Source organism: Segatella copri, from assembly GCF_051861805.1.
Taxonomy (GTDB): Bacteria; Bacteroidota; Bacteroidia; order Bacteroidales; family Bacteroidaceae; genus Prevotella; species Prevotella copri_M.
In genome coordinates, this window is record NZ_CP146520.1 from 3,261,635 (window position 1) to 3,275,055 (window position 13,421).

The 13,421-nt window shown below is 46.2% G+C and carries 12 protein-coding genes and 1 pseudogene; 5 read left to right on the plus strand and 8 right to left on the minus strand.

The genetic code is table 11. The features are described 5' to 3' along the window. Nucleotides 1-49: 49 nt before the first annotated feature. On the minus strand, nucleotides 50-427 hold the full coding sequence (locus V8Z93_RS12915; RefSeq protein WP_089544357.1) for an L-rhamnose mutarotase: 378 nt from the start codon (nucleotides 425-427) through the stop codon (nucleotides 50-52). A gap of 146 nt (nucleotides 428-573) precedes the next feature. Between V8Z93_RS12915 and V8Z93_RS12920 the strand changes: the two genes are divergently transcribed. From V8Z93_RS12920 to V8Z93_RS12935, 4 genes are all read left to right on the plus strand, one after another. Further along, on the plus strand, nucleotides 574-2,229 hold the full coding sequence (locus V8Z93_RS12920) for a carboxylesterase/lipase family protein (protein ID WP_439431741.1): 1,656 nt from the start codon (nucleotides 574-576) through the stop codon (nucleotides 2,227-2,229). Nucleotides 2,230-2,231: 2 nt separating this feature from the next. Continuing rightward, the gene (locus V8Z93_RS12925) at nucleotides 2,232-2,525 is read left to right on the plus strand and encodes a hypothetical protein (RefSeq protein ID WP_439431742.1); all 294 of its coding nucleotides are present in this window, start codon (nucleotides 2,232-2,234) and stop codon (nucleotides 2,523-2,525) included. Nucleotides 2,526-2,625: 100 nt separating this feature from the next. Continuing rightward, the gene (locus V8Z93_RS12930; RefSeq protein ID WP_203041542.1) at nucleotides 2,626-3,090 is read left to right on the plus strand and encodes a copper resistance protein NlpE; all 465 of its coding nucleotides are present in this window, start codon (nucleotides 2,626-2,628) and stop codon (nucleotides 3,088-3,090) included. Between the two features lie 309 nt (nucleotides 3,091-3,399). Next, nucleotides 3,400-4,404, plus strand: coding sequence for a TerC family protein (locus tag V8Z93_RS12935; RefSeq protein ID WP_153097732.1), 1,005 nt, complete (start codon nucleotides 3,400-3,402; stop codon nucleotides 4,402-4,404). 220 nt (nucleotides 4,405-4,624) lie between these two features. Here V8Z93_RS12935 and V8Z93_RS12940 read toward each other — a convergent pair whose 3' ends face one another. The 4 genes and pseudogenes from V8Z93_RS12940 to V8Z93_RS12955 all read right to left on the minus strand — a co-directional run bounded on the left by V8Z93_RS12940 (nucleotide 4,625) and on the right by V8Z93_RS12955 (nucleotide 9,070). Beyond that, the gene (locus V8Z93_RS12940) at nucleotides 4,625-6,205 is read right to left on the minus strand and encodes a vWA domain-containing protein (RefSeq protein WP_439431743.1); all 1,581 of its coding nucleotides are present in this window, start codon (nucleotides 6,203-6,205) and stop codon (nucleotides 4,625-4,627) included. 56 nt (nucleotides 6,206-6,261) lie between these two features. Further along, nucleotides 6,262-6,729 (minus strand): C-GCAxxG-C-C family protein, encoded by a 468-nt coding sequence (locus tag V8Z93_RS12945; protein ID WP_439432862.1) that lies wholly within the window; start codon nucleotides 6,727-6,729, stop codon nucleotides 6,262-6,264. A 279-nt stretch (nucleotides 6,730-7,008) separates the two neighbouring features. Beyond that, nucleotides 7,009-8,052, minus strand: a pseudogene (locus V8Z93_RS12950) (AAA family ATPase); the annotation flags it as partial. A 4-nt stretch (nucleotides 8,053-8,056) separates the two neighbouring features. Continuing rightward, nucleotides 8,057-9,070, minus strand: a complete 1,014-nt coding sequence (locus V8Z93_RS12955; RefSeq protein ID WP_203050384.1) for an aspartate-semialdehyde dehydrogenase — start codon at nucleotides 9,068-9,070, stop codon at nucleotides 8,057-8,059. A gap of 248 nt (nucleotides 9,071-9,318) precedes the next feature. Here V8Z93_RS12955 and V8Z93_RS12960 point away from each other — a divergent pair, with 248 nt between their 5' ends. Continuing rightward, nucleotides 9,319-9,651 (plus strand): hypothetical protein, encoded by a 333-nt coding sequence (locus V8Z93_RS12960; protein ID WP_439431744.1) that lies wholly within the window; start codon nucleotides 9,319-9,321, stop codon nucleotides 9,649-9,651. A 48-nt stretch (nucleotides 9,652-9,699) separates the two neighbouring features. On the opposite strand, the gene V8Z93_RS12965 is transcribed toward V8Z93_RS12960, so the two are convergent. From V8Z93_RS12965 to V8Z93_RS12975, 3 genes are all read right to left on the minus strand, one after another. Next, complete coding sequence (locus V8Z93_RS12965; RefSeq protein ID WP_439431745.1) at nucleotides 9,700-11,892, minus strand: DEAD/DEAH box helicase; 2,193 nt, start codon at nucleotides 11,890-11,892, stop codon at nucleotides 9,700-9,702. A gap of 155 nt (nucleotides 11,893-12,047) precedes the next feature. After that, nucleotides 12,048-12,383, minus strand: coding sequence for a hypothetical protein (locus V8Z93_RS12970; RefSeq protein ID WP_439431746.1), 336 nt, complete (start codon nucleotides 12,381-12,383; stop codon nucleotides 12,048-12,050). Between the two features lie 16 nt (nucleotides 12,384-12,399). Beyond that, a complete protein-coding gene (locus V8Z93_RS12975; RefSeq protein WP_439431747.1) occupies nucleotides 12,400-13,419 on the minus strand; it encodes a DUF2971 domain-containing protein in 1,020 nt (339 codons plus the stop codon). Between the last annotated feature and the right edge of the window lie 2 nt (nucleotides 13,420-13,421).

Here is a 13,421-nt window from a genome sequence, read left to right on the forward strand (position 1 = left end):
AGTATTTCGGCTGCAAAGATAATGCAAGAGATAATCTCATGCAAAATACCTAATCATAGAGATAGAAAATGCGCTCCATCATGTGCCACTTCTCATCGCTCGTAGCACCCTTGCCGCACTTCTGGAACTTGCCTACCACTTCCTCCCACTCAGCCTGTCTAGGGAGGGTGGCGAGTTCTGCCATTTTCTTGTCCCAATCGAAATCTACGGGAGCATCCACAACCATCACCAGTCGGTTGCCGAAGATGTAAATCTCCATCTCCAGGATACCCACCTGTCGGATTCCGTCACGAATCTCCTTCCATTGCACACCTTCTGAATGCAGGCGGCGATATTCACGGATAGCCTCCTCATCAGATTCCAGTTCCAGCCACTGCACGTAGCGCTTGGTGGCTACCGGATACTTCTTCTGTTCATAACCTTTCATCATAATCATTAGGGTTTTTAAAGATTCAATTATATGTTATTTTGTTTATTTAGTGCAAAAATATAAAAAAAGATTGAGCAAAACAAGCTAAGATAGAAATATTTTAGTTACTTTTGCATTATCTTATCAAATAACAGATTACAAGTATGAAGAAACTACTCTTATCCATCGCCTTTCTGCTCCCTGGTATGGGAATGATGGCGCAAACTCAGGTGAAGACTGCCGGAGGTGTTCTCGAAGGAAAAGACCTCTCAGGCATCACGGTTTTCAAAGGCGTTCCGTTCGCTGCCCCTCCTGTGGGAAACCTCCGCTGGAAGGCTCCGCAACCTGCACAGAAATGGCAGGGCGTTCGCGAGGCCAAGGAGTTCGGACCGAACCCGATGCAGGAACCTATCTTCGGCGACATGAACTTCGGTACGAAGGCAAACAGCGAGGATTGCCTATACCTTAATATATGGACTCCCGCAAAGACCATGAAGGAGCATCTGCCTGTGTTGATTTATTTCAACGGCGGAGGCTTGATGGCTGGCAGCGGAAGCGAACCTAGATATGCGGGCGATGCGATGGCGCGCAAGGGCATCATCTCCATCACAGCCAACTATCGTGAGGGCATCTTCGGCTTCTTTGCTCATCCTCAACTCTCCAAGGAAACCTCCTATAAGGGTTCCGGCAACTATGGATTCATGGACCAGGTGGCTGCCATACAATGGGTGAAGGATAACATCGAGGCTTTCGGCGGCGACCCTAACCGCATCACCATCGTAGGCGAATCGGCTGGTTCCATGTCGGTTAGCGCCCTGATGGCTTCCCCTCTCTGCCAGGGACTCTTTGCCCAGGCAATGGGTTCCAGCGGTTCGGTGATGGGATTCAAGAAGATTGCCACCCAGAAGGAAGCCGAAGAACTGGGCGTGAAGCTTGCCCAGAAAATAGCCGAGAAGATGGGCAAGAATACGGGCAAGAAGGTGAAAAAGAACGTAGGATTGAAGAACCTCAACGAACTTCGTGCCCTGCCTGCCGAGGAACTGATGAAGCTGGCGGGCGTAAGAGCCGTTCCTGTCTATAACATCGACGGATATTTTATGAAAGAACAGCCTGTAGATGTCTTCGCCAAGGGCGAGCAGATCAAGGTGCCTCTGCTCATTGGCGGTAACAACCAGGAGATGACTCCATGGGCGGTATTGATGGGCAAACAGCCTACCGTTGAGAATCTGAAGGCTGGCGCCAAGACCACCTTCGGGGCAGAGAACATCGATGAACTCTTCCGCCTTTACGGAATCAACAGCGACAAGGAGGTGTTGGAGCAGCCGGGTGTGAATCTGGCTTCGGATATCTTCCTGGATTATTCTACATGGAAGTGGGGCAACATGCACAAGCTGACCGGCGGACAGCCAGTTTACCGCTACCGCTATTGCCATCCTCGTCCTGCAATGGCCATCAAGGGCAAGGTAGCAGCTTTGGCTGGCGGCGTGGTAGATGCTAAGGAAGATGCAGCTCCAGCTCCACAGGATAAGGGAGCCGTTCACTCTGCCGACATAGAATATGCGATGGGCACTTTGCCAACCAACCACGTGTTCAACTGGCAGCCGGAGGATTACATGATCAGCGACATCTTCAGCCAGTATTATGTCAACTTCGTAAAGACCGGTAATCCAAACGGTCTGGGTCTGCCGGAGTGGCCATCCACCAATGGCAAGGCCGTAGCCCCTGTGCTTCAGATTGATGTGAACACAACGGTGAAGTCTGATGCCCAGATGGAGAAGCGCTATGATTTCATCGACAAAATGTTCTGGGAGAAGAAATAGAGATGTTTCAGAAATTCATCATCAATAGAGACGGAGTGCTGAAGTTCGGGCACGTCTATCTGCACCGTGACATGCTGGCCCCGGGCGAGCAATGCACCTACGGCGGAGGTTTATGGAAAATAGATGAAGGCAGGGGCGCCATCGTTCTCTATGGAAGAAGTTTCGACTTCGGTCCTCCCGATTTCGACTTTGTGAAACGGATAGACTGGACGGGCTTGGGGGGAACACCCCGCCCGCTGCTCTATCTGCCCCATTGGCCTAGCGAAGAGGAGGTAGTGCCCATCATCATCAATTGAGAAAATAGTATAATATTCTATAAATTCTATGCAAAAAGTTTGCCCGTAACAGATAAAAGCGTATTTTTGCAAAAAGAATTCACTTAAAAAGCAGTATAGTATGAAAAAGAAATTAGTTTTGACAGCAGCCGTTATCGCTGCATTGTCAGTTGTCTCTTGCAATAGCAAGAAGACAAATAGCCAGGGAGCTGATCAGGATAGCCTCAGCTATGCAGGAAATGATTCGCTCAATTCTAACGATATCGTGCTCGATTCCATCGCCGGCACCTATGAGGGAACTCTCCCTGCTGCCGACTGCCCGGGAATCAAGACTGTATTGACTCTCAATGCCGACAGTACCTACCAGTACTCAGCCGACTATCTGGAGCGCAAGGATGGACACGACGAAGCAAGCGGTATCTTCAAGGTATTGGCTAACAACGTAGTAGAAATCACCCGCCCATCCAGCGGCGAGACTACTTACTTCAAGGTGAAGGATGCCAACAGTCTCATCATGACCGACTCTCTCGGTACCGAACCTGAAGGCGCCATGGCTAAGCACTATGTGCTGACCAAGAAGAAGTAAGCTATTCACATCTAAAAAGAGCCCCATCTCATATCAAGAAAGCATCTTTTTCTACTTTCGAAATATGGAGATGGGGATTTTGCATTGTGGCAGTTGGCGAAAGATATGGAGGTATTCGGCATACTCCTGATATTACAAACCCATTACATTCTCATCTTTCACGTTAAATTCAATTAAGTTTTACCTCATAACTTTCGCTATTTCAGATATTTTTCCTAATTTTGCGTCCACGTTTCCAACAGATGAAATGAATATTAAGATTAGATTATAAAATTAGGTATTATATAAAATAGACAAGGAAAAAGAAAAATGGAACATGTTTTTACTGAATCGATGTTTTTGGTGGGCTTCGTGATATTCATCGCCGCCATACTCGTATTAGACATGCTGGTCATCGACCGAAAGGCGCATGTGGTTTCCATCAAGGAAGCCGGCTCCTGGACGGCAGTCTGGATTATTCTCGCTCTCGCCTTCGCTGTGTTCATCTACTTCCATGGCGACATGGTGCACGGCATAGAGAACTTCGACGACCTGAAGCTGATAGCCTCGCGCTATGCTTCTCATCTCAAACTGGATCCGAACGATTATGAAGGGAGTCTGCAGCAATATCGCCACTACATGACCATCTCTTACATCTCGGGTTATCTGATAGAAAAGACGCTCTCGGTGGATAATCTCTTCGTGATGATGATGATCTTCAGTTCGTTCGGAGTGGATAAGAAAGATTACCAGCACGTATTGAACTGGGGTATTCTGGGAGCCATCGTGCTTCGCTTCGTCTTCATCTTTGCAGGTGCTGCCCTCATCAGCCGATTCGCCTGGATATTGCTCATATTCGGAGGATTCCTGGTTTACAGCGGCGCCAAGATGTTCTTGAACAGGAACAAGAAGGAAGAGATCAACGCCCTCGACCATCCGGTGGTGAAGTTCATGCAGCGACGTCTGCATCTGGGACCTCTGGTAATGACGGTGGTGTTCATCGAGTTCTGCGACCTGATTTTCGCATTCGACAGTATTCCAGCCGTATTCTCGGTTTCGCTCGACCCGTTCGTGGTGTTCTTCTCCAACATCTTCGCCATCCTGGGCTTGCGTGCCCTCTTCTTCCTGCTGGCAGCGATAGCCGATAAGTTCCGCTACTTGAAGGTGGGTGTGAGCGTGCTGCTGGTGTTCATCGGTGTGAAGATGCTCATCCACGATTTCTTCGAGATTGATGCAGTAAGTTCGCTGGTATTCATCATCCTCGTCTTGCTCGTCAGCATCGGAGCTTCGGTGGTGATTCCGCAGAAAAAGGAAGCTTTGGAAAATGCAAAATAAGTAAAAGGAAACTTAAGGAAACACGAAACGCAAACAATACGCCCTGAAAGGGCAGAAGCAAGTTTTTTTGCCCACACGCCCTGAAAGGGCAGAAGCTCCTAGCCCAGGGCACCGCCCTGGGTTTACGCATAAGCAAGAATGTCGCCCTGTAAGGGCAAAAGCTTTTAAGTACCTGGAAAGTACAAAGTTTTTGCCTTTACAGGGCGAACTGTTTATATTTCTAATACCTCCTCAACGGTCTATACTTTATGGTATCAATCCGGTTGAAATAATCCTTCCATTCATTCGACACCTTGTCATCATCCCGAACTATCCGGATGCCATAAAACCTGGTGCCCGTTTCCTTATACTCCTTGAACCTCGCCAACATCTGCTGCGGCGGATTCGGAATCAGGAAATCCGTAATCCAAAGCACATCGGCATTCACATAATGCAGACCATCGTTATCCAGCAAATCAAACATCTGGCTCATCATCTTCTTTGCCGAAGTTCCACCACCTATAAAAGGCAGATGGGTTGATTCATGAGCTTCCACAACCGTGATTCCAATCCTCTTCAACCGCTCCGCCTTCCGCTTCGCCATCAAATCGATGGCACGGGTGCTTACGGAAAAATCTATCAGAAAGCAATCCCGCTCCAAATCCTCTGCCGTTTCTTCCAACAGGGAAATCAGCGTAGAAGAAATCCTTTCAGGCGTTCCATACATACTCGCAGAAGTATCCAGGCAAACTATCATCGGACCCTTTCGGGAAGCATGGGTAAAGCCGAGTTTTCGGGAAGGCTTCGACATTTCGCTCTTGTAACGGAAAGTCTGGAGCCTGCGGGTTCGATACTTATAGATAAAAAGCCCCTCCATATCCTCATCGCTGTATTGCGCCAACTCCAGCGGAAGAAGTGAGTTGAGATCATCGCCCACGGTAATGCCCTCGATGTCGCTTCCAGCGGAATGCTCCATCTTCATCTCCACCCCCGAAGCGATGGTGAGCCTATCTTTGCCGTTGGCATCTGCCACACGCCCCATCTTCGCCACAATCTCCTTGATTTCTGGATATTTATCCTGAATCTTCACCTGGTTCAAGCGGCGTTCAAACTCCGTTTCCGTCCATCCGTTCGTCATCAGTTCCCAGGCTTGCACGGCTCGCTGCTCCGAAACGCCCTTCGTCTTCATGTTGCGGGTTATCTGGTCCATCATGCGAACCAGTCCCGTTTCGAAGTTATTCTGACGGAGAGAAATAAAATCCTTCAGTTTCTTCAATACCTGATGGTCGATGCACACCTTCCAGTCTCTTACCAGTCGCTCCCAGTTTTCCGGTTTCGAAGCTCCATCGCCAGCCATCAGTTTCAGGAAGAAAGACTTATCGAATCCATCCTCCCGGTGTTCCTGCTCCAACTGGTCGATGAGCGGAAGCCACACCTGCTCATCCATTCTCTTAAAGGGAGTCCAGTCGAGCACATCATCAGCCCGATGACTTTCGGTCCAGGCACGTTGGCGTTGGAATCGCATGTGATGAACGCATTCCACGATGAACTTTCCCACACAATCATAGAATACCTTGCTCTTGATTTTGCTATTCACCACCTGACGCATGAATTTCTGCACCTCTTCACCAGTTTCCGGAATCGTCACTTTCAGGGTAAAGAGATGAATCAGATAATCCTTCAGCGGGTCTTCCTTCAAATTCCAAGGCATGGCTGCGCCAGTCGGATCAGGAATCTTCACCTGCCCCGACTTGCAGAAGTCGTCCAACATCTTCAAGTAATACTGCGCTTCCGCCAAATCCTTGTTATTCTGGTATTTCATCTTATCCGATATTTTTTACCCAATTGGTAAAAAGCTTCTTATATATTATAGGAAGACTAAGCCATCTCTTTCTCCATCAGATATTCTGCGAAGATTCTTGCAGCACTCTCCACTTTGGCAGCGCAAGGACGAGACTTGTAGTATTCTGCCGTTCTTGCCGAAGCCACATAGCTGGACTGCGCCTTCTCATGCCCCTTCAAGCCCAGAATCTCGGCACAGATGATACTGCCATTCTGCTCCTTCGATTTGGCTAACAAATCCTGCACCACCTTGTAGCAGGCCGATTTGCCCTCGCGGTCATCCCCCTCGGTCTGTCCGCAATCCAAGCCCACAAGCACCACAATGCCCGAAACGGCTCCACACATCATTCTCATTCTGCCAACTCCACCACCGAAGCCGGCACCAATGCGCTTCGCCATCTCATCATCAAGACCATACAAATCGGCAAAGGCAGCCACCACCGACTGGCAACAGCCATAGCCCTGCATAAAATTCTCCACTGCCTGGTGAACACGTGTCTCCAATTCAGGAGTCAATATTTTCTGTTCGTTCATAATGTTTTGAGTCTTCTATATAATAATGTATAAGTAATAGGAGGCGATTAAACCTCATAAAGTTTCATCGTATTATGCCTCATAAAGCTTCATCGTATCCTGTCGAGTAAACGCCAACTCCTTATAGAAATCACGGAGATAAGCCGAAATTTCAGCCTTATCATCCGAAGACACGAAGAGATTCTCGCCCAACTGCCTTTCCAGCGAAGTCAAGCCATCCGAAAGGGTTTCGATTTCCCCCTCGTAATCTCTGCCATTCTCAGGATTCCTGCGAACCCGATGATACTTAATATCCTCGGCAAGCGCATTCTTCATCTCCACCAGCCGTTCGGCAAAGGGAGCAAAGAGTGCCCGGATTACGATGCTTCGGATAGCATCCCGCTCTTCCGGTTCCTGCCACAGACAATGGTAGATAGGAAGCAGGTCGCAGATATCCACCTCTTCCCTATCCTGCATGAAGGCAGAAGTGCGAAGCAGGCGAACGATATTTTTCCATCGGCGGTCGCTCACATAGATATTTCTGCGCTCGGCAGCCTCATCCACATTCACGGCTCTCAGAGATTTACGGATGGCGGAAATTGCATCAAGCACCTCCTCCTTCACGCCAATCTTACAGATTTTCTCCGCCCATTCAGCATACTCCTCAGCAGTAATCTTCAAATCAGAAAAATCTGCGTTATCTGCGAAATCTGCGTGCCCCAAAGCCCCAGTAGAACCAGAGAAATCTGCGTGAGATTCCAGCAGCATAGCACGAAAATTCTTCTCCAGCTTAATCGGTCGGCTCTCTATTCTAATCACGAATCGGTCCCAAAGCGCCTCCAATCCCTCTCCCTTAGCCGGCAGCTCATTACTAGCCGCCACGAGAAGTTTCAGAGGGAGATGCATTTCGCGATTGCCATTTCTGAAGATTTTCTCATTAATCACCGTGAGGAGCGTGTTCTGGATAGCAGGACCCGCCTTCCAGATTTCATCCAGGAAAACCACATCGGCAGTAGGCAGATACCCCTCCACCGCACGCTCGTAAGTATCCGAAGTCTTCAGTTTCTGAATGCTCACCGGACCGAAGATTTCATCGGGCGTAGAGAATCGCGACATCAGATACTCAAAACTCCGAGCATCCCTGAACGCCGTCTTCAACTGTCTGGCCACCATACTCTTCGCCACACCCGGAGGGCCTAAAAGAATAACGCTCTCGCCTGCCAGAGCGGCAAGAAGCGAGAGCGAAATTTCAGTATTTTTTTCATAAATGCCCCGGTTCATCTCCTGGAGCAAAAGTTTGAATCTTTCCAGCATGTAATTACTTTACGTTGCCCACCTTAATCAAGTACTCAGCAATCTGAACTGCGTTCAAGGCAGCACCCTTACGAATCTGGTCACCAGTCAACCACAATGTGTTACCATTGTCATCAGCCAAATCCTTGCGGATACGACCTACATATACATCGTCCTTACCGGCACTCTCCAATGGCATTGGATAAACGTAGTTCTGAGCATCATCCTTTACAGTTACGCCTGGAGCAGCCTCCAAAGCCTTGCGGATGTCCTCTACTGCCAATGGCTTCTCTGTCTCGAACCAAACACTCTCTGAGTGAGAACGAAGTGAAGAAACGCGAACGCAGGTAGCACTGGTGCGAACATCAGAGTGCATGATCTTGCGGGTCTCGTTAAACATCTTCATCTCCTCCTTGGTGTAATCGTTAGGAGTCATCTTGTCAATCTGTGGGATGACATTATATGCCAACTGATGAGGGAACTTATTGATATGATCGGTCTTACCAGTCTCGAGGATATCCTTATACTGCTGCTCAAGTTCAGCCATGGCTGCAGCACCAGCACCTGAAGCACTCTGATAAGAAGAGATATGGATCTTCTTGATATGGCTTAAGTCATCGATAGGCTTCAACACTACTACCATCATGATGGTGGTACAGTTAGGGTTGGCGATGATGTTGCGAGGGCGGTTCAAGGCATCCTCAGCATTTACCTCAGGCACAACCAGAGGCACGTCGTCGCACATACGGAATGCGCTAGAGTTATCAATCATCACGGCACCATACTTGGTGATAGTCTCGGCAAACTCCTCAGAAGTGCCGCCACCAGCAGATGTGAAAGCAATATCGACATCTTTAAAGTCATCGTTATGCTGCAAAAGTTTGACCTCATAGTCCTTTCCCTTGAAGTTGTATTTTCGTCCGGCAGAACGCTCAGAACCAAACAACACCAAATCATCCATAGGGAAATTTCTCTCGGCAAGGATACGCAAAAATTCCTGTCCTACTGCGCCACTTGCACCAACAATTGCTACTTTCATAATCGAATCTTTTAATTTATAAAGTTGTTATAAGTGAATCTACGGATGAGCCAGATGCACATTCCCTGCCCGATGATTCCTCACCTTTCTGACGGCCGGAAACTGCTTATCTTCTCAAATCCGCTGCAAAGGTAAGACTTTTTCTACAATATCAAGCATAAAATTCCAAAAATTATTGCTTTTTGCTGCATTTTTATCATTTTCGCTTACTTTTCTGTAAGAATCTGCATAAAAACGGAGAAAAATAGTTGCAATTACGTTTAGTAGTTCAAAAGAAAAATAGCCAAGAAAAATCCAAGGAACTTATAATTTTTTATAAAAAGAACAACATATTATACCTTTTCTTGCGTAATCTAGGATTTTTTGCTACCTTTGCAGGAAAAGTACAATATAAGTCTCAAGCTGCAGAGAATCAGGCATCCTGCCCACCGCAGCAGCCAGCTAGTCCACATCCTTTCATTTCTGTCATACCACTGGCAGTACTTATCGCCCTCATCGTCCTGGTTGTCAAACTCTTCCCAGACGATGCCCTGGCTGGTAAAATCCGGACATTGGAAATCAGGGAGTTACATGACGGGTGACTGCAATGTGGGTTAATTGAACATTTCTGAAAAGCTGAATATCCTCCGCTATTTCAGATGGATGGTCTGTGTTTTGCCCAGGATGCCTGTTAGCACGGCGATTCCATTATCACGAATCTCCACCTTTTCATATTTGGCATCAACAATCACTTTTCCATTTAATGTCATAACACCCCAATGTCTGGGTATCTGTTCAAAGGCGCAATAGGCACCGACAGGTAGCGCTATATGGTGGTAGAGGGGTGGCACGATAACTTTACCATCTACCTTTAAGCCCCATTTCTTTCCGGCCTGATACAATTCCACATGACCTGCCTCTGACTTCTCATGCAAAAGAAGCAACTCACTTGCTTCCATTTCCTTCTTCTGTAACATCGCCTCTTGATAGTATTTCTTGCCAATCCGAGGCATGACAAAATTCAAATCTTCATTTTCATTCTTTGGCTGATTGCACCCTATATAGGTCTTCTTCAAACTTGAATCTACCAGGTAGTAGTCCTCTTTGCTGTCCATGACAACAATACGTTCACCATACAGAATGGCACATAACCAATACACATGCTCGTAATCATTACGCAGGAAACACACATTCCTGCTCTCTTCATGACCCAAGCGCATCTTCCCTTCACTACCCTCATAATAGTACCATACTTGACAACCGGTAGCAGAAAGTCTGGATCTGTATATCATATAATACCCATAATTCAGAAAATCATATTGTGAAGGACGATAGGGCAAAGAAAATTCTTCTTGGGTTCGAGACATGAAGATGTCGTTATATTCTATAAACTCCCATCCTTTGATGTTGACAACCTGGGGAGCCCCTGCTACGTCAGTGCCGTCGTCGATGACAGCTTTTGCCAATAGGTCATAATAGCATTTCGCCTTTCTGCGAGGGCGGTAGAACAGGATGTTGCCATCCAGCAGTTTCATGTCATAGTAATCGCCTGGCTCCAGTACTTGTTCTCCTTGTCGGTTCACTACCGTCATCTTTCCATCAGGCAGCTTGATGATGGCAAACTCCCCTTTGCTATCCACAAACTCACGATACTGTATCGTTTGGAGCAATTCCTCATGGCTCATCACCATCATCATTTCCGATCCTGGATGAATCTGAATACAGTCTTGCACCTTGCTCATCAGGAAAAACTCTCTTTCCTTGGCTGTCTCCTTTTTCTTGCCAACTTTCAGCTTTCCCTCAAACATCGCATTCCAGTTCCATACCTGCGAAGGCAACCCGAACACCCGATACAGTCCCACATTATCTATAATCACGCAGTTCTTCTTTCCTTTGGCAACTCGCAGTCCTCGTCCCACCATCTGCAGGTACTTGGCAAGCGACAGCGTAGGTCGAGCCAACTGTACAAACTCCACATCCGGACAGTCAAATCCCTCCGAGAAAATGTCCACATTCACCAGCACTTGGATGTCACCATTCTTGAAGGCTTCAATGTCTTGCTGTCTTTCCGTGGCAGGAGTCTTCGAGTCTATGGCAATGGCTTTCACGCCATGTTCCTGATACAGTTTTGCGATTTTCTGAGCATGACTGATATTGATAGCATACACGATGCCCTTTCTGTCCTTACCAAATTCTTCCAAGCTCCGATAGAGCCTTTCGATGCTCGGCTTCTTATTCAGCAACATATCCATTTCCTTGTTCTGGTAGTCACCATCTGCACCTCGCTTCTGCAAGGAGTCGATGAGCCGTTGCGTCACCCCATCCGATTTGATGCTCACAAAATCGTATGTAGCCAATCTTCCCTTGCTGATAAACTCAGGAACACCCCACGACTGCACCAACACATCAAACAGGTCTGTGAAACCCTTACCATTCAATCGGCAAGGTGTAGCCGTCAGTCCCAGGAACTTAGCCTTCGGGAATCTCTCCCACATCTCCTTATAGGTCTTGGCAAGCGCATGATGCGCCTCGTCAATCACAATCATCCCCGGCTCTTCCTCTATCTCGTCATAGTGTCTCATCAGCCACTGAATTGACATCGGCTTGACGGATGACAACAGAGAAGAGGTAGCTGAGGAATAAGAATGAAACTTCCTTACGGTTTCATCAATCTGGGATACCAGCTCCCTTCTATGGGCAACAATCCATACTTTCGCCTTAGGATTAGCTCTCACGAAAGAGTCTATGACTGCTGTTAACAGGTATGTCTTACCTGTTCCAGTCGGCATCTGTGCCATAACGGAACGGTGAAGGCACAAAGCCTTCTCTATCCGTGCTTTCATATCCTCTTGGTAATCAAAAAGTTCTATTTTCTTCATTCTAAAGAAATTATTTCTTCAATAATTAGTCTTCAAAAATCAACACTTAACATTCAATACTTAACATGACTATAGAATGCTTCCCAGATAACTCTTGAAATAATATCAGCCATTCCTTATCACCAGACAGTTTCAATGCCTTCGGCAGCATCAATCAGATTTCCTTTCTTCTTCATGCTCTTGGCTTTCCTCATCATTGCAGCCAGGTCTTGCTCAATCTTTCTCCAGTCAAATTGGGGGTAACCGAATCGCTTGCCCAGCACACCAGCATGGGCAAAGCAAGCCTCCACCTGCTCCTTATAATTACCACGCTCTGGTTTCCAATATTTTTCCACCAAAGCGGTAGCAAAGTCCTCATGCGTGGCTGCATACTGCCACACAAAGGCTTTCATCTCCTTGCCCGAAATTTTCGAGAGTACTTTATCTATCTTGTCTATTTGAGTGTTTGTGTTCATTGTTACTTATTTTAGCTTACGACTTATACTCCTTGTTGAAAAACAAATCATCAGAGTCTAAATACTTTTCAGCAATAAGATGCTTTTGAAGATAATCATAATTGTGATAATCATCGTCAAACTTCGCCATATCAACATTTTTGTCATGAATGTAGATATTGCATTGTCTGTCAGAATGTTTCTTTATAAACCCGCGAACAAAATCTTCGATTTCTTTATTTGAAGATGGGGTGAAGTTTAGCTTTACAAAGAAATTATCAACGACAGGCATGCTCTTATTAATGAAATTGTATTTATCATCCGACAAAGACGAATCAACCATAAATTCATCGACTAATATATGTTCAAAGCCATAATCATTTTCCTTATGTCTAAGTTGGAAGAACTTTATATTTCGCCCAATAAGCATGTCTTTTATTCTATGTTTATCACTCTCTGACATTTGGGAACCAAAGATAATGCCGTACAAGGCAGAAGATACATACATATGTTCTTTGGGAGTATCGGTGATAATTCTTGTTTCCTCTTCATAACTCCAACTCTGTTCTTTTGTTGCTACTAATTTCGTCATCAAATCTTGATTATTGAAATCTCGGAAATCCAAAGCTGGTGCTGATGGCGCATATACAACATCTAGCAAGTTCTTATCTGATAAACATACTCCATCAGTATATTCCATAAGTTTGTTTTCACGATAGATGATACAATAGCCCTTACGTTCAGAAGCATACAATGCCCACATAGAAGGTATATGAGGATTTCTGCTCAAAGAAAACACACCAATAGTCTTTACTTTCTCTATAAGACCTCTTAGTTGTTTCTCCACATTGCTGATAGATTTAGAACAGCCAGGGAAAGAAAACTTTAAACCATCTAATTGTTTTAATATAATTTGAGCATTGTAAAAACATTCTCGATCATCATTCAAATGCTCAACATCCGAAGCCCAGAAATAGTTTTCTTTCAAAGCTTTCAAGTCTCTTTCAAAACAATCTTTCTCTATACTTCGATATTTATACAATAGCTTTTCTTCCATAA

Coding starts and splice junctions, on each gene's coding strand:
- V8Z93_RS12965 (WP_439431745.1), bottom strand. CDS start 11,892: ATGAAAGCACGGATAGAGAAGGCTTTGTGCCTTCACCGTTCCGTTATG.
- V8Z93_RS12930 (WP_203041542.1), top strand. CDS start 2,626: ATGAAAAAGAAATTAGTTTTGACAGCAGCCGTTATCGCTGCATTGTCA.
- V8Z93_RS12920 (WP_439431741.1), top strand. CDS start 574: ATGAAGAAACTACTCTTATCCATCGCCTTTCTGCTCCCTGGTATGGGA.
- V8Z93_RS12915 (WP_089544357.1), bottom strand. CDS start 427: ATGAAAGGTTATGAACAGAAGAAGTATCCGGTAGCCACCAAGCGCTAC.
- V8Z93_RS12970 (WP_439431746.1), bottom strand. CDS start 12,383: ATGAACACAAACACTCAAATAGACAAGATAGATAAAGTACTCTCGAAA.
- V8Z93_RS12955 (WP_203050384.1), bottom strand. CDS start 9,070: ATGAAAGTAGCAATTGTTGGTGCAAGTGGCGCAGTAGGACAGGAATTT.
- V8Z93_RS12975 (WP_439431747.1), bottom strand. CDS start 13,419: ATGGAAGAAAAGCTATTGTATAAATATCGAAGTATAGAGAAAGATTGT.
- V8Z93_RS12935 (WP_153097732.1), top strand. CDS start 3,400: ATGGAACATGTTTTTACTGAATCGATGTTTTTGGTGGGCTTCGTGATA.
- V8Z93_RS12925 (WP_439431742.1), top strand. CDS start 2,232: ATGTTTCAGAAATTCATCATCAATAGAGACGGAGTGCTGAAGTTCGGG.
- V8Z93_RS12940 (WP_439431743.1), bottom strand. CDS start 6,205: ATGAAATACCAGAATAACAAGGATTTGGCGGAAGCGCAGTATTACTTG.